General features: G+C 65.6%; 14 protein-coding genes. 9 read left to right on the top strand and 5 right to left on the bottom strand.

Annotated features, from left to right (window positions below; genetic code table 11):
* The first annotated feature begins 228 nt into the window (after positions 1–228).
* Both ACTHJF_RS07405 and ACTHJF_RS07400 read left to right on the top strand, forming a co-directional pair.
* Positions 229–1146, top strand: a complete 918-nt coding sequence (locus ACTHJF_RS07405) for a cytochrome b/b6 domain-containing protein (RefSeq protein ID WP_440266557.1) — start codon at positions 229–231, stop codon at positions 1144–1146.
* Positions 1139–1894, top strand: coding sequence for a molybdopterin-binding protein (locus ACTHJF_RS07400; protein ID WP_440259444.1), 756 nt, complete (start codon positions 1139–1141; stop codon positions 1892–1894). The genes ACTHJF_RS07405 and ACTHJF_RS07400 overlap by 8 nt, the downstream gene beginning before the upstream one ends.
* A 197-nt stretch (positions 1895–2091) precedes the next feature.
* Here the strand turns inward: ACTHJF_RS07400 and ACTHJF_RS07395 are convergent, their stop codons facing one another.
* Both ACTHJF_RS07395 and ACTHJF_RS07390 read right to left on the bottom strand, forming a co-directional pair.
* Positions 2092–2553: a GNAT family N-acetyltransferase gene (locus ACTHJF_RS07395; RefSeq protein WP_440266556.1), complete on the bottom strand. Its 462-nt coding sequence runs from the start codon at positions 2551–2553 to the stop codon at positions 2092–2094.
* Positions 2554–2559: 6 nt separating this feature from the next.
* Entirely contained in the window at positions 2560–4176 is a 1617-nt protein-coding gene (locus ACTHJF_RS07390) for an alpha-glucosidase family protein (protein ID WP_440266555.1), read from the bottom strand.
* Between the two features lie 928 nt (positions 4177–5104).
* Here ACTHJF_RS07390 and ACTHJF_RS07385 point away from each other — a divergent pair.
* A complete protein-coding gene (locus tag ACTHJF_RS07385; protein ID WP_440266554.1) occupies positions 5105–8020 on the top strand; it encodes a TonB-dependent receptor in 2916 nt (971 codons plus the stop codon).
* 113 nt (positions 8021–8133) lie between these two features.
* On the top strand, positions 8134–9645 hold the full coding sequence (locus ACTHJF_RS07380; protein WP_440266553.1) for a tryptophan halogenase family protein: 1512 nt from the start codon (positions 8134–8136) through the stop codon (positions 9643–9645).
* Positions 9646–9655: 10 nt separating this feature from the next.
* On the opposite strand, the gene ACTHJF_RS07375 is transcribed toward ACTHJF_RS07380, so the two are convergent.
* Entirely contained in the window at positions 9656–10849 is a 1194-nt protein-coding gene (locus ACTHJF_RS07375; protein ID WP_440266552.1) for a cation:proton antiporter, read from the bottom strand.
* A 261-nt stretch (positions 10850–11110) separates the two neighbouring features.
* On the opposite strand from ACTHJF_RS07375, the gene ACTHJF_RS07370 reads away from it, so the two are divergent.
* The 3 genes from ACTHJF_RS07370 to ACTHJF_RS07360 all read left to right on the top strand — a co-directional run bounded on the left by ACTHJF_RS07370 (position 11111) and on the right by ACTHJF_RS07360 (position 17294).
* On the top strand, positions 11111–12703 hold the full coding sequence (locus ACTHJF_RS07370; protein WP_440266551.1) for an alpha-amylase family glycosyl hydrolase: 1593 nt from the start codon (positions 11111–11113) through the stop codon (positions 12701–12703).
* Positions 12704–12744: 41 nt separating this feature from the next.
* Positions 12745–15123, top strand: coding sequence for a TIM-barrel domain-containing protein (locus ACTHJF_RS07365; RefSeq protein ID WP_440266550.1), 2379 nt, complete (start codon positions 12745–12747; stop codon positions 15121–15123).
* 131 nt (positions 15124–15254) lie between these two features.
* Positions 15255–17294, top strand: a complete 2040-nt coding sequence (locus ACTHJF_RS07360) for an alpha amylase N-terminal ig-like domain-containing protein (protein ID WP_440266549.1) — start codon at positions 15255–15257, stop codon at positions 17292–17294.
* 135 nt (positions 17295–17429) lie between these two features.
* Here the strand turns inward: ACTHJF_RS07360 and ACTHJF_RS07355 are convergent, their stop codons facing one another.
* A complete protein-coding gene (locus ACTHJF_RS07355) occupies positions 17430–18251 on the bottom strand; it encodes an autoinducer binding domain-containing protein (protein ID WP_440266548.1) in 822 nt (273 codons plus the stop codon).
* Here ACTHJF_RS07355 and ACTHJF_RS07350 point away from each other — a divergent pair.
* On the top strand, positions 18250–18684 hold the full coding sequence (locus ACTHJF_RS07350) for a DUF4902 domain-containing protein (protein ID WP_440266547.1): 435 nt from the start codon (positions 18250–18252) through the stop codon (positions 18682–18684). The genes ACTHJF_RS07355 and ACTHJF_RS07350 overlap by 2 nt on opposite strands.
* 102 nt (positions 18685–18786) lie before the next feature.
* Positions 18787–19368: an acyl-homoserine-lactone synthase gene (locus ACTHJF_RS07345; protein WP_440266546.1), complete on the top strand. Its 582-nt coding sequence runs from the start codon at positions 18787–18789 to the stop codon at positions 19366–19368.
* A gap of 373 nt (positions 19369–19741) precedes the next feature.
* On the opposite strand, the gene ACTHJF_RS07340 is transcribed toward ACTHJF_RS07345, so the two are convergent.
* Entirely contained in the window at positions 19742–19999 is a 258-nt protein-coding gene (locus ACTHJF_RS07340) for a hypothetical protein (protein ID WP_440266545.1), read from the bottom strand.
* Positions 20000–20143: the final 144 nt, after the last annotated feature.

The raw sequence follows: 20143 nt of genomic DNA, 5'->3' as shown, positions 1-20143 counted from the left end.
GACCGGCCCGGCCCGCCGCCCGCTCCGTGCGGCATGGATACGCCTGTGCACGTGAAATCCTGGTTCGGCCGGGCTCGGTCTCGAACGGGCCGATGTAACCACCGCCGACTCCACGGCGAATGGCGGGCACGAATGCAGCCACTGTCCGCAAGGGGGACCGATGAGCAGTTACACGCGGCGCTACACTGCCGCCACCGCCGATCCGGCCGTCCCACCCGGGGGGAAAGCATGAGCGCACCTGTGGAAACCGTCGCCGATACCCCGCCGGTGGCGCCCGTCGCCGTACCGGCCGGGCGCGCGCGCAGCCGGCTGGTCTACCGGCACAGCTGGCCGATCCGCGTCATGCACTGGGTCAACGTGGTCGCCCTGTCGATCATGTTCATGAGCGGCCTGCAGATCTTCAACGCACACCCGAGCCTGTCGCTGGGCAATCGCTCCGACCCCGGCAAGGAGATCCTGGCGATGGGCGCGCGCACCGATGCCAACGGGCAGTTGGTCGGCATCACCCGCGTCGGCCAGCACGAGTTCGTCACCACTGGGTTGTTCGGCGTTTCCAACGGTCTGGACGGCAAGCCGCAGGTGCGCGGCTTTCCCTCCTGGCTCACCGTGCCCGGCTCGCGCTGGCTGGCGATGGGCCGGCAATGGCACTTCTTCTTCGCCTGGATCTTCGTGCTCAACGGCCTGTGCTACGTCGGCTACTCGATCGCCCGCAAGCATCTGCAGCGCGACCTGATTCCCACCAAGTCCGACTGGCGCGGCATCGGCCGCTCCATCGTCGACCACCTCAAGTTCAAACACCCGCACGGTGAGGAAGCGCTGCGCTACAACATCCTGCAGCGACTGGCCTACCTCACGGTGATCTTCGTGTTCGGCATCGGCGTGGTGCTGATGGGGCTGGCGATGTCGCCACGCCTGGATGCGGTGCTGTCACCGCTCGTGGAGGCCGTCGGCGGCCGGCAGACCGCGCGCACCATCCACTTCATCATCGCCTGGGGTTTCGTGGCGTTCGTGCTGATCCATGTGTTCGAGGTGCTGATCAGCGGCGCGTTCAATCAGCTGCGCGGCATGATCACCGGCTGGTACCGCATCGACGAAGACCCGACCAGGCCAGCCACCGAGACCACCGCGGAGAGCCGCCATGACTGACCGCCGCTCGTTTATCCGCATGGCGATCATGGGTACCGCCGGCGTGATCGTCGCCGGCTGCGACCGCATCTCGCAGAGCGACTGGGGCCCGAAGGTGCTGAACAAAGCGCAGGGGCTCAATCGCCGCGTGCAGGCGCTGCTCGCCCCATCCAGCGCGATGGCAAAGGAATACACCGAGGCCGACCTCTCGCCGGTGTTCCGCTCCAACGGCACCGCCATGCCCACCACCGAGGCGTACCAATCGCTGCTGGCCAACGGCTTCCGCGACTACCGCCTGCAGGTCGGCGGCCTGGTCGATCGTCCGCTGTCGTTCGCCATCGACGACCTCAAGCAGATCGAGCAGGTGGCGCAGATCACCCGCCACGACTGCGTGGAAGGCTGGAGCGCGATCGGCAAGTGGCACGGCGTGCGGTTGTCGCACGTGCTCGACAAGGTGGGCGTGAAACCGAACGCGCGCTACGTGGTGTTCCACTGCTACGACGAGATGGACCCCGGCGAGCCGTACTACGAGAGCGTGGACATTCCCGAAGCGCGCCACCCGCAGACCCTGCTGGCCTGGGGCCTCAACAACCAGCCGCTGCCGATCAAGAACGGCGCGCCGCTGCGCCTGCGCGTGAGCCGTCAGCTCGGCTACAAGCAGGCCAAGTACATCGCCCGCATCGAGCTGGTCGACTCGTTCGCCCACATCGCCGGCGGCAAGGGCGGCTACTGGGAAGACTACGGCTACGAGTGGTACGCGGGAATCTGAGCGAGCTCGCGCCCGCAGCGCGACTGGAGCCAAGCAAGACAAGCTCGCTCCTGTAGGAGCGACTTCAGTCGCGATGCTCTTTGTCGCTCCCCTCTTCGCGGCTGAAGCCCCTCCCGCAATCCACCGAAAGCCCACCTACCCTGTAGGAGCGACTTCATTCGCGATGCTCTTGACTGTAGCCCGAACCGGGAAACCAATTACAACGCCAGCGTCATGAAGCAACTGTACGGATCGTCGACGTAACCGTTGAACGGCCCGCAGGGGACAAAGCCCGCCGCCGCATACAACCGATGCGCCGGCTCGAACGCGGCGGCCGTGCCGGTTTCCAGGCTCAGGCGGCGATAGCCGTACCGGCGTGCCTCGGCCACGATGTGCTGCAGCATCACGCGCGCCGCGCCCTTGCGCAGATGCGCGGCCGCCGTGCGCATCGACTTCACTTCGCCATGCTCCCCATCGAGCTCCTTCAGCGCGCCGCAGGCCAGCAGTGCCTCGCCGTCCCACAGCGTCCAGAAGCTCATGCCCGGTGCGCGCAACCCGTCCAGGTCGAGGGCATGGATACTTTCCGGCGGCGAGTGCAGCGCCACGCCGGCCAGGTGCTCGCGCAGCAGCGCCTGCACCGCTTCATCGCTCAGCTCACCCGGACGGACCACGAACGCCACGGCCACTCACCCGATACGCGCGTACATCAGCGCATGCGCGGGCAACTGCAGCATGCCGTCGGCGAGCGAACCGGCGGCAAGCCCGTGGCCATCGAGCGCCGTCAGCGTACCGAGCGAGCCCACGTCCAGTGACGCCGGCTGCGCACCGAGGTTGAACGCAGCGAACACCGTCTCGCCGTCCAGGGTGCGGGTAAACGCCAGCACCGGTTCGGGCGCATCGACAAAGCGGATGTCGCCCCAGCACAGCGCTGGCTGCGTGCGGCGCCAGTGCATGAAACTGCGGAAACCCTTGAGCGCCGAATGCGGCGCGCCTTCCTGGTGCTGCACCGAGCGCGCCGCGTGGTCGGCAGGCACCGGCAGCCAGGGTGCGACGCTGCTGAAGCCAGCATGCAGGCGATCGTCCCACGGCATCGGCGTGCGGCAACCGTCGCGCCCCTTGAAGTTGGGCCAGAACGCGATGCCGTAGGGGTCGCGCAACGCCTCGTAGGGAACGTCCGCCTCGGTCAACGCCAGCTCTTCGCCCTGATACACGCACACCGAACCGCGCAGCGAACAGACCATCGCGGTGAGCAGGTTGGCCAGCTGCGGCGAGGCGTCCCCGTTACCCCAACGCGACAGCACACGCTCCACGTCGTGGTTGGAGATGGCCCAGCACGGCCAGCCTTCGGTCATCTGCGCTTCCAGGCGCTGCACCGTGCCGCGGATGTACGCGGCGCTGAAATCGTCGGTGAGCAACTCGAAGCTGTAACCCAGGTGCAGCCGCCTGCCGCTGGTGTATTCGGCCATCGTCGCCAGCGAGTCTTCCGAGGAGATCTCGCCGAGTGCGGCGGCGTCGCCGTACTTATCCAGCAACGCGCGCAGCTCCTCCAGGAACTCCAGGTTCTCCGGCTGCGTGTTGTTGTACCAGTGGCGCTGGAACGCGTACGGGTTGTCCGGGCTGAAGCCGCGCCCCACGCGCTCGTGCGGCGGCTTGGGCGGGTTGTTACGCAGCAGCTTGTCGTGGAAGCAGAAGTTGATTGCATCCAGCCGCAGGCCGTCGACGCCGCGATCGAGCCAGAACTTCACGCTGTCCAGGATCGCCGCGCGCACGGCCGGATTGTGGAAGTTCAGATCCGGCTGCGAGGTCAGGAAGTTGTGCAGGTAGTACTGGCCACGGCGCGGCTCCCACTGCCAGGCGCAACCGCCGAACAGCGACAACCAGTTATTCGGCGGCGTACCGTCTTCGCGCGCGTCGGCCCACACATACCAGTCGGCCTTGGGGTTGTCGCGGCTGGCCCGGCTCTCCTGGAACCACGCGTGCTCGCTCGAGGTGTGGCTGAGCACCTGGTCGATCATCACCTTCAGGCCGAGCGAGTGGGCCTTGGCCAGCAGCCGGTCGAAGTCGGCGAGCGTACCGAACAGCGGATCGACGTCGCGGTAGTCGGCGATGTCGTAGCCGAAGTCGGCCATCGGCGACTTGAAGAACGGCGCGATCCAGATCGCCTCCACGCCGAGCCCCGCCACGTAGTCGAGCCGTTCGACGATGCCCGGCAGGTCGCCCACGCCATCGCCGTTGGTATCCAGGAAACTACGCGGATAGATCTGGTAGATGACGGCTCCGCGCCACCACGGTTGCTTGTGCATGCATTGATCCCGACGTCCGCGCCGGTGCCCCCCGTTGGGCCGCGCGTGCTACCCGAGGCAGCGATGGCGGGCAGCTTAATTGCCCTCCCCCTGCCGCCGACCATTCTGCATACGTATTCATGGCAATTGGACTGCCCCCGCAGCCCTTATGGCGCATGGTGCGGCGCCACATCGGACGTCGCGCTGCGCTCGAGCCGACGCGTGAAACGCGGTTCATCGCGCATGAGCGACTTGGGCATTCGCTCCGCGGCGCGAGGCGATGGATACCCCGCAAAGCAGGTCCGCCTGCTGCCCACCGGGCGACGCCATGGGGCGTGGCGCGCGCTACCGAAACCACTCGTGGCGAGAGCGACAGGACCGCGCCAGGCTTCGGTTTCGCGCCTCGATCGGCGAACAGCGATCAATCTCATCGTGCGCGCTCCGGCGGCACGCTTGTCCACCACCCGGCGCACTCATGTGGATTCGTATCGAGAAAATGATATAGACGTCTAAACGCCATGGCGTCCATACCACTTTCATGCCGCACGCGACGCGCGAGGAAGCACGAGAGTTCACCGCGCCTCAGCGCTGACGGCCACGACGAAGCGCGCACCACCCCCAATGTCCCGCGCGGGGTGCATGGCGCGACCATCGACAAATATTGCCGCGTCGCACCATCCCGCAATGGCGTTACGGGATAACGATGGAAACGTTTTCCTTGCGAACTGACTATTGCGTTGCGGCAAGAAAAAATATCAGTTTCAACAAAGTGATAGGCGCATGACGGATTGTTATGAATACGTATGCAGGTTTGCGCTGCATCGCCTGACCCGGGACTAACATCCCGCCCCGACGGCACAACCATAACGTCGTTCGCAACGGGCAGGCCTGGGTCGACTCCAACGGCACTCCCGGCGAAATCAAATCGATTTTCCAAGGGGAGGCGTACATGTTGAATCTCAAGCGCAATCTGCTCAGCGCGGCGCTGGCATCGGCCATGTTCATGGTGGCAACGCACGCTCAGGCGGATGCCGCATCGGCACCGGGCCCGCAGTCCAGCGACAGCGCGCAGAACACCGACCAGTCAGCCACGCAGGGCCAGGACGGCAAGAAGACCGACACCAAGCGTGGCGCCACCAAGCTGCAGGCCGTCGAGGTCAGCGGCTTCGTGAGCAGCCTGGAGAACTCCACCGCGGTCAAGCGCAACGCCGACTCGATCGTCGAGGCCGTCTCGGCCGAACAGATCGGCAAGCTGCCGGGCGTGTCCATCGCCGACACCCTGGGCCGTCTGCCTGGCCTGGCCGTGCAGGAAGTGAGCGGTCGCCCGCAGGTGCTGACCATCCACGGCCTGGGTCCGGACTTCTCCACCGCGCTGGTCAACGGCGGCCAGCAGGTGTCGACTTCCAACAACCGCGACGTGCAGTTCGATCAGTACCCCTCGAGCTGGTTCAACACCGTGGTGGTGCATCTCAGCCCGCAGGCCAACCTGATCGGCCAGGGCCTGGCCGGCACGGTCGACATGCAGACGATCCGCCCGCTGGAGAAGGACAAGGCCGAAGCCGCGGTCAACGCGCGCTACATCTGGAACGACCAGTCGCAGCTGTCCAAGGGCCCGGGCGTCAGTGACAAGGGTTACAACCTCAACGGCGTGTGGGTGAACCAGTTCGCCGACCACACGGTGGGCGTCACCCTCGGCGTGGACTTCGAGAAGAACCCCGCGCAGATCGAGCATCAGGCTCCCTGGGGCTACCCGACCGACAATGCGGTGGCCAACGGCAATGCCGTGGTGGGTGGCGCGAAGAACTACGGCATCTCCGACACGATGAAGCGCAACGGTCTGCTTGCCACGGTGCAGTGGCAGCCGAACGAGCACTACACCGGCACGATCGACATGACGTACACCAACTTCAAGGAAGTGCAGCAGGCCAAGGGCATGGAGCTGCCGCTCGCCTGGGGTTCGGCCACCCTGCAGCCCGGCTACACCACCAGCAACGGTCTGATCACCAGCGGCACCTACACCACGCTCTCGCCGGTCATCCGCAACGATTACAACAGCACCAGCGCGCGCGTCTACAACTTCAACTGGGACAACAAGTTCCACATCAACGAAGACTGGTCTGCCGACCTGGTGGGCAACTACTCGCGCGCCACGCGTGACGACATCAACCTGGAAAGCTATTCGGGCCTGGGCTTCAACAAGAGCGGCCCGACCGACACCATCGGCTTTGTCGAGCGCAACGACGGCCTGCTGTACGTCACCCCGTCGCTGGATTACACCAACGGCGTGGTGTTGACCGACCCGCAGGGCTGGGGCGGCGGCAACGACCTAGTGCAGGCGGGCTTCATCAACGCGCCGCACACCGTCGACTACCTGGCCAACCTCAAGCTGAGCGTGCAGCGTGACTTCGCCAGCGGCCCGTTCTCCAGCCTGGAGTTCGGCGTGGCGCACAGCACACGCAACAAGACCTACCACATCGACCAGACCTTCCTGACCCTGGGCGGCGGGACCATCAGCGGCGGCAATGCCGTCACGAGCGCACCCTACAGCGGCACCACCTGCAGTCCGCTGGCGTGGATGGGCATCAGCCAACAGCTTTGCTATGACCCGCTGGCTGAGATCAGCAACGGCACCCTGGTTGGCGTGCCGACCTTCGGCTCCTCGCTCAACACCCCGCCGGACTGGAAGGTGCGCGAGAAGGTGCTGACGCCGTACTTCCAGTTCAACCTCGACACGAACCTGGGCAACACGGTCACCCTGCGCGGCAACTTCGGCATGCAGATGCAGCACACGTCGCAGCGCGGAGTAGGCGAGCGCGTCGCTCCGGGCAGCGCCATCACCGGCAATGCGATTTCGCTGATCCCGGTCGAGGGCAGCACCAGCTACAACAAGTACCTGCCGAGCGCCAACCTGATCTTCGGCTTCAGCAGTAACGATGACGTGCGCGTCAGCGCGGCCCGTACCCTGGCTCGTGCCCGCATGGACCAGATGAACCCGGGTCTCACGGTTCACGCAGACATCAGCCACCTGTCCTCCACCGATCCAAACCAGGCCTACTTCAAGGCCGACGGCGGCAACGCGAAGCTGAAGCCGACCATGGCCGACAACTACAACGTCAGCTATGAGCACTACTTCTCGGGTGACTCGTCCGGCTTCGCGTGCAACTCGTCCGACAACAAGAACTCGGACCTGTGCCGTACCGGCGGCGGCGGTTACTTCGCGGTGTCGGGCTACTTCATCGCCCTGCACGACTACATCAACCCGAACGCGGCATTCCTTTACGACTTCAGCTCGTTCCTGCCGTTCGGCCTGACTCCGGCCCAGGAGGCCCAGCTGGGCACGACGATGGGCACCATCTCCGGCCCCACCAACGACGGCCGCGGCTACGTGAAGGGCGCCCAGGTCACGCTGAACCTGCCGGGCGGTCTGATCACCCCGGCGCTGAACGGCTTCGGCGCGATCTTCACCGGCAATCGCACCAAGAGCTCGCTGGTGTACGGCGGCAACCCGGATCCGATCACGGTACCGGGCCTGTCCAAGTGGGTCGCCAACGGCACGGTGTACTACCAGCACGCCGGATTCGAGGCACGCATCAGCGACAACTACCGCTCCAGCTTCCTGGGCGAGGTGTCGGGCATCAGTGCTTCGCGCATCCTGCAGACGGTCGCCGGCGGCAGCACCTATGACGCCCAGGTCAGCTACACCTTCGACCATGGTCCGCTGGACGGCCTGACGCTCATCGCCCAGGGCTCGAACCTGTCGAACAAGATCTTCACCACGTTCCAGAACAACGACCCGCGCCAGGTGCTCACCTGGGAGCGTTACGGTCGCCGCTACGAGGTAGGCGTCTCCTACAAGTTCCAGTAAGCCGCAAGGCTTCCTCCCCACCAGCCCCGTTGAGTTCATCCAACGGGGCTTTTTTTTGACAAGCCGCCGGCCAGCCGCTAACCAGCGTTTTACCGGCGAGCAGGAGGCAGTGCATGCAGGCCCATCCCATCCAGCGCTTGGTCATCGTCGGCGGCGGCACCGCCGGCTGGATGACCGCCGCACTTCTCGCCAAAGCGCTCGGCCCGAGCGTTTCGATCCGCCTGATCGAGTCCGACGAGATCGGCATCGTCGGTGTGGGCGAGGCCACCATTCCGCAGATTCGCCACATCAACCAGTTCCTCGGACTCGACGAGGACGCCATGCTTCGCGCCGTGCGCGGCACGCTCAAGCTCGGCATCGAGTTCAACCACTGGCGGCGGATCGGCGACTCCTATCTGCACGCCTTCGGCGACATCGGCCTGCCGCTGGGCCTGGTGCCGTTCCAGCATTACTGGCTGCGCGATCGCCAGCAGCGCGGCAGCGGCGCGCCGGACCTGTGGAGCTATTCGATCAACGCGCAGGCCTGCCGGCAGCTGCGCTTCGGCCGCATGGAACGGGTCGGCAGCAGCCCGCTCACCGGGGTGCGCTACGCCTATCACCTCGACGCCGGCCTGTACGGCCAGTACCTGCGCGCCACGTGCGCCCCGGGTTGGGTGCAGCGCACCGAAGGAAAGATCGTCGACGTGCGCCTGCGTGCGGACGACGGCTTCATCGACTCGCTGCAGCTGGAGAGCGGCGAGATCGTCGAGGGCGATTTCTTCGTCGACTGCTCGGGCTTTCGCGGCCTGCTGATCGAAGGCGCGCTCAAGAGCGGCTATGAAAACTGGCAGCAGTGGCTGCCGTGCGATCGCGCCGTGGCGGTGGCCAGCGAACGCGTGGCGCCGATGCGCCCGTACACCCAGGCCAGCGCCCGCACCGCCGGCTGGCAGTGGCGCATCCCGCTGCAGCACCGTAACGGCAATGGCCACGTGTACTGCAGCGAGTACATCAGCGATGACGAAGCAACCGCCACCTTGCTCGAGCACCTGGACGGCAAGCCGCTGGCCGATCCGCGCATGCTGCGTTTCACCACCGGCATGCGGCGCAAGAGCTGGAACCGCAACTGCGTGGCACTGGGCCTGGCCAGCGGCTTCATGGAGCCGCTGGAGTCGACCAGCATCCACATGATCCAGTCCGGCATCAGCCGGCTGATCTCGCTGTTCCCCGATCGCCACTGCGACAGCGCACTGAGCGACGAGTACAACCGCCTGACCCGACTCGAATACGAGAGCGTGCGCGACTTCCTGGTGCTGCACTACCGCGCCACCGAGCGCGAGGACACGCCGTTCTGGCGCCACTGCCGCGCCATCGGCATGCCCGAGCACCTGGCGCGCCGGGTGGAGCTGTTTCGCCAGAGCGGGCAGATCTTCCGCCACGGCGAGGAGCTGTTCACCGAGGTCGGCTGGCTGCAGGTGCTGATCGGCCAGGGCATCGAGCCGCAGCGCTACCACCCGGTGGCCGATGCGCTGCCCGCCGGCGAGCTGGACGGCTTCCTAGGCAACATACGTACGCTGATCCAGCGCGCCGTGCAGACCTTTCCGGGCCACGAGGCCTTCGTCGCCGCGCACTGCCGCGCCGAGGGTTGAGTGCGGCGGACTACTCGCCGCTGCGCAACGCCTGGGCCAGCCGCGGGCCGACCATCGGCACCGTGAGCATGGTGCTGACCACCGCCATCAGCAGTAGCGCGGTAAACGTGTCGCTGGTGATCAGCTGCCGGTCGAGCAGGATGTTGACGAAGATGATCATGATCAGCGCCTTGGTCTGCAGCAGCCAGCCGACCACCCACGCCTGCCCTCGCGGCCAACGCAGCAGGCGCGCGGCCAACTGCACGCCGGCAAGTTTGCCAGCCACCGCCGCCACCAGCAGCACGCCGGCGGCGATGAACACCGCGCCCCCGCCGACGCTGAAGTGCGTGCGCAAGCCGGTGGACAGGAAGAACACCGGCATCACCACCAGCAGCACGTGGTGGCGCAGCAGGTCGAGTTGCTTTTGCTCGAACCAATCGCGGTCGATCACCGCGCCGGAAAGGAACGCGCCCACCATGAAGTGCAGACCGGCCCGATCGGCGGCAAAGCCGCAGGCGGCCAGCCAGATCAGGCCCAGGTACCAGCGGTCGGATTCTGGAATGCGGCGCATCAGCCGGCGGAACAGCCACGCCGCCGGCGCGAACAGCAGCAGGAACGCGAACTGCAGGCCGACGCGGTGCCAATCCACCAGGATCACCGCCAGCACGCCCCAGATCGCCACGTCGTCGAGGCTGGCGTAGCGCAGCACGCGTTGGCCCAGCGGCTCGCGCAGGATCGCCAGCTTTTCCATCAGCAGCAGCAGGATGGGAAGCGCGGTCACCGCACAGGCCATACCCACGCCCAGCACGAATTGCCACGGCGCCGCGGCCGACCCAATCCATCCCTCCCGCCAGGCGAGCAGCCCGATGGCTGCCAGGCATCCGGTAAGCAGCGGCGCCCCGAGGGCCAGGCCGGCGGTGATGCCGCACTCGCGCCGCTTGAGCCATACCTCCTTGAGATCCAGCTCGATACCGGCGATCCACACGAACACCATCACCGCCCACCACGCGATGCCGTTCAAGGCCTGGATCACCGGCGCACTGAACACTTCGGCGTAGTAGCCGGGATACGCCGCGCCGAGCACGCCGGGACCGAGCACGATGCCGCACAGGATCTGCACCACGACCAGCGGCGCGTAGTAGTCGGTGCGACCCAGTCGCCACAACAGGTAAGGCACCGAGAAGATCAGGAACATTGCGATCAGAAAGACGTCGGTCTGGTTCATTGCGCGCGCTTGGGGAGAAAACGGTGAAGCATCTTCGCCGAAACATCGCCGGCGCGGCGAGGCGATTTTTATTCCGCACCGCACAACGAAAAACCGCACAGTGCTGCGGATGAATACGTATGCAGGAGCGGCGCGGCAAGGCGCACGCCACCTACCATCGACAGCGATTGCTGGCGCCGGTTTTGGACGTCCGATCGCTCTGTTCTCCGGTGCGAAGGCGTGCCGGCATCGAGATCATTCCCGCCGCTGCAGGAGCTGCCCTTGCCCCGCCACTTACTACTTGCCGCCCTCGCCGCTGCCACCGCGCTTGCCAGCGCCTGCAGTGTGGTGCCACCCCACGCGACGCACGCAGCCGCCAGCAGCGCGGCGACCCCGGCACCCACCCGGGATGCAGCGAGCAGCGGCGTCTACTACGAAATCTTCGTGCGCAGCTGGTACGACACCAATGGCGACGGCATCGGCGATCTCAACGGCGTCACCGCCAAGCTCGATTACCTCCAGTCGCTGGGTGTCAGTGGCATCTGGCTGATGCCGATCAACCCCTCGCCCAGCTACCACGGCTATGACGTTACCGACTACGAGGCGATCAACCCGCAGTACGGCACCATGGCCGACTTCGAGCGCCTGTTGCGCGAGGCGCACCAGCGCGGCATCAAGGTGATCATCGACCTGGTGATCAACCACACCAGCAACCAGCACCCCTGGTTCCTCGCCGCGCAAAACCCGCGCGACCCGCACCACGACTGGTATCAATGGGCCACGCCCGGCACCGATTTGGCCCAGCACAGCGCCGCGGGCGACCGCGCCTGGCAGCCGTTGCCGGACGGCCGGCACTACCTGGGCATCTTTTCCCCGGGCATGCCCGATCTCAACTACGACAACCCGGCCGTGCGCCAGGCAATGGTCGACGTGGGCCAGTACTGGTCGCGCAAAGGAGTGGACGGTTTTCGGCTGGATGCGGCACGCCACATCTATCTCGACTTCAAGTCGCAGGAAGGCGACCGCACCGTGCTGGACAGGAACCTCGCCTGGTGGAAGCAGTTCATGCGCGGCGCGCGGCAGGTGAACCCCGCCACCTACGTGGTGGGCGAAGTCACCGAAAGCACGCCCGAAGCATTGGCGCCGTGGTTCGGCACGCTCAGCGCGGTGTTCGATTTTCCGCTGGCGACGCGGTTGATCGACGCTGCACGCAGCGGCGAGGCCGGCGATCTGGCGACGTTCCTGCAGCAGGCGCAAGGTGCGTTCGACGCCGCAGCAGGCAAGGCCGGCGTGGATGCGCCTTTTCTCTCCAACCATGACCAGAACCGCGTGATGAGTCAGCTCGACGGCCAGGCCGGGCCGATGCGCGTGGCCGCCGCGATGCTGCTCACCCTGCCCGGCCATCCGTACGTGTACTACGGCGAGGAACTGGGCATGCGCGGCGTCAAGCCGGACCCGGACCTGCGCGAGCCGATGCGCTGGGAACGCTCCACCCGCGCCAGCGGCGAGGCGAGCTGGAAGGCATCCACCGCGCACGACGGCGCCGAGGTCTCGGTGCAGGCCGAGCTGGCCGACCCATCCTCGCTGCTCAACCACTACCGCAGCCTGATCGATTGGCGCCGCGAGATCAGCGCGCTGCGCGACGGCACGCTGCACGCGTGGCCGACCGGCAACGGCCACGTCGCCGCCTGGCGGCTGGATGACGCGGACAGCCACGTACTGGTGCTGCACAACCTGTCCGCCCAGCCGCAACGCGTGGCGATCGGCGCCAGCGCCGCCACCTTTTCCACCGTGGCACGCCAGACCGCCGCCGGCGCTACGCTCGCCGACGGCCAACTCACGCTGCCGCCCTACGCTTCGGTGATCCTGCGCTGAGCGCAGGCTCCGGCCCCCTGGTTTATCGAAAGGTTTTTTGCATGCCCCAGCTCACACCCCGTCACCTCGCACTCGCACTCGCCCTCGGCCTCAGCCTCGGCATGGCGGCCACCCCCGCGCTGGCCGCCACCACGCCGGCCGCGATCACCGCGCAGGTCGACCACGGCAGCCTCACGCTTGCCCGCGGCAAAGACCGCATCGCGATCGGTTTCATTACGCCCACCGCCGTGCGCATCCATGTGCTGCCGGACGGCGAGAGCAGCCCCGCTTCCATCGTGATCGACCCGAAGGCGCTGCATGCCGCGCCGGCCAACGTGAAAACTCGCAGGGCGGGCACGGTGACCACGCTGTCCACCGGTGCGGCCACGCTGCGTTGGGACGCGCGCGACGGCAGCCTGCAGTTTTCCGACGCCGCCGGGCACGTGCTGCTGACCCAGCGCGATGTCGTCAAGCTCACCGGCGGCAAGCTGACGCTGGATCACGCCCCTGGCGATGCGCTGTACGGCATCGGCGGCTACAACGCTACCGAGGACGCCAGCGCCGGACTGCTGCGCACTGGCACGCAGAAGATCACTGCCGGCGAACAGGGCCACGCCGGCGCGCCGCTGGTGTGGAGTACCGCCGGCTACGGCGTGCTGGTGGATACGGTCGGCGGCACGTTCGACCTCGCCAACGGCCGCATCGCCACCGACGACACCTCGCGCAAGGATCTGGACGTCTACCTGATCGCCGGCGCGCCGAAACAGATCTTCGCCGACGTGGCGGCAATCAGCGGCCGCACGCCGCTGTTCCCGAAATGGGCGATGGGCTTCACCAACAGCCAGTGGGGGATCGATGAGAAGGAGCTGCTGCAGATCGTCGACACCTACCGCGCCAAGCACATCCCGATCGACAACTTCACACTCGACTTCGACTGGAAGGACTGGGGCAACGACTGGGGCGAGTTCACCTGGAACACCACCAAGTTCCCCGACGGCCCCAGCGGCAAGCTCAAGCAGATGCTGGACGAGCGCGGCATCAAGCTCACCGGCATCATGAAGCCGCGCGTGCACGTCAACACCGTGGAAGGCCGCGAGGCCGCGGAGAAGGGCTACTTCCTCAAGGGCAATCAGCCGGCCAAGGACTACTTCTCCGGCAAGCTGGTGCGCGAAATCGACTTCGCCAACCCGCAGGCGCGCACGTGGTTCTTCGATCACATGAAGACCGCCTTCCACTCCGGCATCGTCGGCTGGTGGAACGACGAAGCGGACAACGTCGGCATCGACACCCAGCACCTGGACATGCAGCGCGCGATCTACGACGGCCAGCGCGCCATGACCGATCAGCGCGTGTGGTCGATCAGCCGCAACTTCTACCTGGGCGCGCAGCGCTACGCCTATGGCATGTGGTCGGGCGATATCCATACCGGCTTCGCCAGCATGGCCGGCCAGCGTGCGCGCATGCTGAGCGCGATCGATGTCGGCGCGATGCAGTGGGGCATGGATACCGGCGGGTTCACGAACGGCACGCCGAGCCCGGAAAACTACGCGCGCTGGGTGCAGTTCGGTGCCTTCGTGCCGGTGTTCCGCGTGCATGGCGATTCCAGCCAGAAGCGCCAGCCATGGGTGTACGGCCCCACCGCGGAGAAGGCCGCCGCCGATGCGATCCGCCTGCGCTACCGGCTGATTCCCTACATCTACAGCTATGAGGACCAGCGCCGCCACAGCGGCGTCGGGCTGGTGCGCCCGCTCACGTTCGACTGGCCGAACGATCCGAAAGTGCGCAACGACGTGGCCAGTTGGATGTTCGGCGACAGCCTGCTGGTGTCGCCGGTGGTCGAACAGGGCCAGACGTCCAAGACCATCTACCTGCCCGCCGGCCAGTGGACCGACTGGTTCAGCGGCAAGCGCTATGCCGGCGGCCAGGACGTGACGCTGGCGATCGATGCGAAGACCTGGAGCGACATCCCGCTGTTCGTGCGCGACGGCGCCATCATTCCCGCCCAGCCGGTGATGGACTACGTGGGCCAGCATCCGGTGACACAGGTGGACGTGGATATGTTCCCCGCTGCCCGGCGCACCTCGTTCGACTACTACGACGATGACGGCACCACCTACGACTACGAGCACGGCGCGTATTTCCGCCAGCCGCTCGGCCTGCAGCGCACCGCCAACGGCGTGACGGTGCAGACCGGCGCTGTCGAGGGCCGCTTCACGCCCGCGCTCAAGTTCTATCTGTTCAAGATGCACGGCGGTGCGGCCAGCACCGTCACCGCCGATGGCCAGGCGCTGGCGCGGGCCAGCAATCTCGCTGCCCTGACCCAGGGCAGCGGCGAAGGCTGGGCCACCGGCACCGATCGATTCGGCGCGGTCACCTATGTCCGGGTGAACGCGGCGCAGGCGCGAACCCTCGCGCTGGTTTGGGGGCACGCGCCCATGTAAGCGCACGCGCGCCCCTTCGGAGGGAGCTGTCGATACACCACACGTGCGGTCAGGGGGCCGCGCGTCGGCCTCGTCTGCTCCCGATTTGCCCGCGCCATTCCGGCACGGGCCATCACTGGAGGAGAAAGTCGATGTTCGCAAGCAAGGATTCTTCCCGGGAGGGATGGCAGCACCGCACGACCGCACGCCGCGCACTCTGGCTCGCTTTGGCCGCCACGCTGGCGGCAGGCACACTTCCCGTCACGGCGCGCGCCGCCAGCAACGACAACAACGTGGAATGGAATGGCCTGTTCCACGACCAGGGTCCGATGTTCGACAACCATGTCGAGCCCACGTCCGCGCAGGCGGTGACGCTGACCTTCCGCACCTTCAAGGGCGATATCACCAGCGCCACCATCAAGTACTACGACAGCGGCGACAGCGCCTTCCATACCGTGGCGATGAGCTGGTCGTCCAACGACCCCACCGGCACCTTCGACTACTGGACCGGAACGATCCCGGCCAGCGCATCGGAGAAGTACTACCGCTTCAAGATCACCGATGGCACGGCCACCGCCTGGTACAACGCCGCCGGCATCAGCTCGTCCGAACCCAGCTCCGGCGACTTCTTCATCATCCCGAACTTCACCACGCCGGCGTGGATGAAGAACGGCGTGATGTACCAGATATTCCCGGACCGCTTCTACAACGGCTCCACCGCCAACGACGTCAGCAACGGCCAGTACACGTATTCCGGCTGCGCCACCGAGCAGCACGCGTGGGGTTCGAGCGTGTTCGCCAACGTCAGCGGCTGCAACACCGCGGTGTTCTTCGGCGGCGACCTCGCCGGCATCGACCAGAAGCTCGGCTACATCAAGAACACCGTCGGCGCGAACATCCTCTACCTCAACCCGATCTTCCTCTCGCCGAGCAACCACAAGTACGACACCGAGGACTACATGACGGTGGACCCCGCGTTCGGCAGCAACAGCACGCTGCAGACGCTGAGCGCGGACATCCACAGCACTAGCAACGGACCGAAGGGCTACCTGGTGCTCGACGGCGTGTTCAACCACACCGGCGACACGCACAAGTGGTTCGACCGCTACAACTGGTGGACTTCCATCACCGGCGCCTACGAGTCGCAGTCCAGCCCCACCTACGGCTACTACACCTTCCAGAGCTGGCCCAACACCTACTCCGGATTCTTCGGTTATTCCAGCATGCCCAAGCTGGACTATGGCGCCAGCGGTTCAGCAGTACGCAACGCCATCTATGGCTCAGCCAGTTCCGTGGTGCAGACCTATCTCAAGTCGCCTTATTCGATCGATGGCTGGCGACTCGACGCCGCGCAGTACATCGATGCCGGCGGCAACGGCGGCAGCGACACGACCAACCACCAGATCATGGCCGAGCTGCGCAGCGCAGTGAAATCGGTCAACTCCAACGCAGACATCCTTGGCGAGTTCTGGGGCAACGCCGGGCCGTGGACCACCAACGGCGCCGAGTGGGACGGCGCGATGAACTACGACGGCTTCACCCAGCCGGTGTCTGAATGGATCACCGGCCAGGACTACGGCGGCGGCAGCGCATCGATCCCGGCCTCGCAGTTCGACAGCTGGCTGCACGGGACGCGGGCCAACTACCCGACCAACGTGCAGCAGGTGATGTCGAACTTCCTCTCCAGCCACGACATCACCCGCTTCGGCAACCGCGCCGGCGGCGACATCTGGAAGACCTACCTCGCGCTGATCTTCCAGATGACCTACGTGGGCACGCCGACGATCTACTACGGCGACGAATACGGCATGCAGGGCGGCGCCGATCCGGACAATCGCCGCACCTTCGACTGGACCGTGGGCACCAGCACCAACAGCGCCGTGGCACTCACCGGCAAGCTCACCGCCATCCGCAACGCCTACCCGGCGCTGCGCACCGGCTCGTTCATGAGCCTGCTCACCGACGACACCAACAAGCTCTACGCCTACGGCCGTTTCGACGCCACCAACCGCATCGCGGTGGCGCTCAACAACGACAGCACCAGCCACACGGTGACCGTACCGGTGTGGCAGCTGAGCATGACCAACGGCAGCACCGTCACCGACCTGCTCTCGGGCACGCACTACACGGTGCAGAGCGGCGTGGTGAGCGTGAACGTCAACGGGCACTACGGAGCGATCCTGGCGCAGTGATGCAAGACACCCGGCGGGGCATCTGCCCCGCCGGACCCGCAGCTATGCGAGTGGCAATATTGCTGATCAGCTTTTCATCACCCGCCATCTCGGGCACGCGGGAGCTACACGGCACGCTGGGCTGCGCTGCAAGGATCAATAGAGCATGTCGAAGAGCATGGCCTTGGCGATCGCCTGCGTCTTGTTGACTACGTCCAACTTGCTGACACAGCGCGTGATGTGAAAGTTCACGGTGCGCGCGGTGATACCCAGAATGATGCCGATCTCGTCGGCAGTCTTGCCGGCTGCCGTCCAGCGCAATACCTCGCGCTCGCGGGAAGTCAACTCGCAGGATGGCCCGGGAAGATGGCGCTGCTGATGCGCGGCGCTCAGCAGACCTTGCACTGTCTGGCTCAGCCACATGAGCTGCATCTCACGCGCATTCAACTCGTCGGCGGTGAGCGCGGAACCGGAACGTGCCAGCGACAGGACACCGCTGGTGCCGCCCCGACCGTAGGTCGTCAGCGCCCAACCATGCCTGATGCCGTAGGCATCCGCCTCCTCCCAGAATTCGCCGCAATCCTCGCGCACGGCGGCGCTCCACACCAACGGCGCGTACCCCCGCAAAGGGGCTCGAACGAGCGGGTCGATCTCCAGGTATCCCTGCGAAAAATAGCGCTCCAGCCACGCGTCGGGATAGGTACTTGCCCAGGCCAGTTCTGGGTCGTTCGCCGATAGCAACGGCGTCTTCAGGACATAAGAGCAATAGTCGAAACCCAGTTCCTGAACGATCGAGCCGAGTTCACTGACCATGTCCGGCATGGAGCCGGACAGCGCCCCCAGACGATGCAGACAATCGTCGCGCCAACGAATCACCGCCGCCTCTCCGAACTGCGAGATATGACAGCTGAAAGTTACTTGGTATGGGGCTAAGGTGCCATGGTCATTTGGCCAGCCGTTCCGGAGGATCATCGACATGGCCGACGATGGCTATCTGCGACTTACCTGCACTGCATTTCTGCGCCTGCAGTTCCGCCCGCACATGGTTTGGCCGGACGCATCGCTGCTCGAGGAGCTAGCACACGCTCGGGTAGGCCTCGGCATTCGTCGTGCCGGGCACTGCGAATGGATTGCCCCACTTGAGCCGCCCTCTTCTACTGTCCGTCTGGTCAGCGTCGGCTGGGCATGGATGGAAACGCTGGAGAATCGCCTGCTGGCCGCTCCAGGGGGGATTCAGTCCAACCTGAGGCTCCTGTCCGACGACAACATGGATCTGGGTCCGCGCACCACCCAGCTGCTTCTCGCCGAATGGCTCGACGAGGCGGCGTGGCAGGAAAGCACGCGTCAGGCTCTCGGGGACCTGCGTCCGCGAGCCTTGGCATCCGCAAGGCGCACATGGGGAAGCGCTTAGCCTACACGCCATCCACATCGTGTGGAGCTGTCAACAATGACAGTTACGCAGTAGCCGCAACTCCTCTTGAATCGTTCAGGGATTGGGGTGCGGAGATCGCTGGTGCTGTTCTTGTTTGCAGGAACCTTCGAGCAGATGCCCGCTGGCCTGGACATGCGCCTGGGAGCCTACCGGCACAGCGTGTTCGTCGAAGAATTGGGGTGGCAGCTTGCATGTCAGGAAGGTGATGAACGGGATCAGTTCGATCGCCCGGATACCGTGTATGTGGTGGCGCAAGACGATGCCGGCGAGCTGTGTGGCTGCGCTCGACTGCTTCCCACGACTCAGGGCTATCTGCTCGGCGATGTCTTTCCGGAGTTGATGAACGGAGTCATCCCCCCGCGCTCACCCGAGCTTTGGGAGCTGTCACGGTTCTCTACCCGGCCGAGCACACCAGGCATGACGCTATCGAGAGACGAACAACGCGAGCGCTTCTGCACCTTGTTCAGGGCACTCACGGGTGCCGCGTTGCAGCGCGGTGCGGCTCGTCTGATTACCTTCACTGCGCTGGGAGTGGAGCGCATCCTTCGGCAGATCGGAATTCATGCTCACCGAATCGGCCCTCCGCAATGGATCGACGGGCAACCGGTGATCGCCATGTATATCGAGCTCGACGAGCTGACGGCCAAAGCACTGGAACCCTAGGAGCGTCCCAAGACGCCACCGGGAAGGGGAGCGGCACGGACGCCGGATCCATGGATGGATAACTTTCGATCAGGAAGCTGGAGCGCGACAGCGGGTTCGCAGGGAACCGGCGCCGTAGCGGCAGGAAGCCGCCTATGGACAGCGGCAGGAGCCGTACGGCGATCGACATGCGCGCGTCTATGGAGAGTTGGAGCGGCCACGGATGGCCGCCTCCACATTTGGACAGTGCGTGGCTCTGGGCAAGCAAGCATCAAGGCTGTCGCCGCCAGAACTGCATCGCTGTACGGCGCGGCCAACGGCAGATGTCTGCTTCCCAAGCCGGGCAGCCGGCGACTGCCTCCGCCAGTACCGTCGCCACCCGTCTTAGAACGTTCTAGGCCACGGCACTCATCACATCGGCACCAGAAAATTCTGCCGCCTCCCTGGGATAGTGCGCGAGGAGGATAGACAAATTTTCGGTGGCCAGCTCTACAAAAACGGTACGGCCGGACGCGGTGTGCTCTTCTCTAGCGAGTTGACGCGCAAGCTTTATCGCCGGCGCCAGCTTCAGCTGTCTGCATACGACCCATCGATTGATCGTGACATACCACTGTGTGTTGCGGCTCGCCCTGATCGAATAGACAACGCTCATTTCATTGCTCCTTATGTTGCGTGCGCTTCCCATGGTTGTCTTGATACGTCGACGTCGCGGGCGCGACGCTGGCTCGCACAGCGAGCAACACCGCTCCCGAGTCCGTGCCCAGCTTGCGCGAGAAGCACAGCAGACAACTACCTC

It is taken from the genome of Dyella sp. (assembly GCF_051962475.1).
Classification (GTDB): Bacteria; Pseudomonadota; Gammaproteobacteria; order Xanthomonadales; family Rhodanobacteraceae; genus Dyella_A.
Note: the sequence above shows the minus strand (reverse complement) of the source record. Positions and strands in the feature narration are given on the sequence as shown.

Bases quoted from the DNA above. Each gene is read 5' to 3' on its own strand.
- ACTHJF_RS07390 (WP_440266555.1), bottom strand. From the start codon at position 4,176: ATGCACAAGCAACCGTGGTGGCGCGGAGCCGTCATCTACCAGATCTAT.
- ACTHJF_RS07375 (WP_440266552.1), bottom strand. From the start codon at position 10,849: ATGAACCAGACCGACGTCTTTCTGATCGCAATGTTCCTGATCTTCTCG.
- ACTHJF_RS07350 (WP_440266547.1), top strand. From the start codon at position 18,250: ATGGCCGACGATGGCTATCTGCGACTTACCTGCACTGCATTTCTGCGC.
- ACTHJF_RS07380 (WP_440266553.1), top strand. From the start codon at position 8,134: ATGCAGGCCCATCCCATCCAGCGCTTGGTCATCGTCGGCGGCGGCACC.
- ACTHJF_RS07340 (WP_440266545.1), bottom strand. From the start codon at position 19,999: ATGAGCGTTGTCTATTCGATCAGGGCGAGCCGCAACACACAGTGGTAT.
- ACTHJF_RS07365 (WP_440266550.1), top strand. From the start codon at position 12,745: ATGCCCCAGCTCACACCCCGTCACCTCGCACTCGCACTCGCCCTCGGC.
- ACTHJF_RS07355 (WP_440266548.1), bottom strand. From the start codon at position 18,251: ATGTCGATGATCCTCCGGAACGGCTGGCCAAATGACCATGGCACCTTA.
- ACTHJF_RS07400 (WP_440259444.1), top strand. From the start codon at position 1,139: ATGACTGACCGCCGCTCGTTTATCCGCATGGCGATCATGGGTACCGCC.
- ACTHJF_RS07385 (WP_440266554.1), top strand. From the start codon at position 5,105: ATGTTGAATCTCAAGCGCAATCTGCTCAGCGCGGCGCTGGCATCGGCC.
- ACTHJF_RS07360 (WP_440266549.1), top strand. From the start codon at position 15,255: ATGTTCGCAAGCAAGGATTCTTCCCGGGAGGGATGGCAGCACCGCACG.
- ACTHJF_RS07405 (WP_440266557.1), top strand. From the start codon at position 229: ATGAGCGCACCTGTGGAAACCGTCGCCGATACCCCGCCGGTGGCGCCC.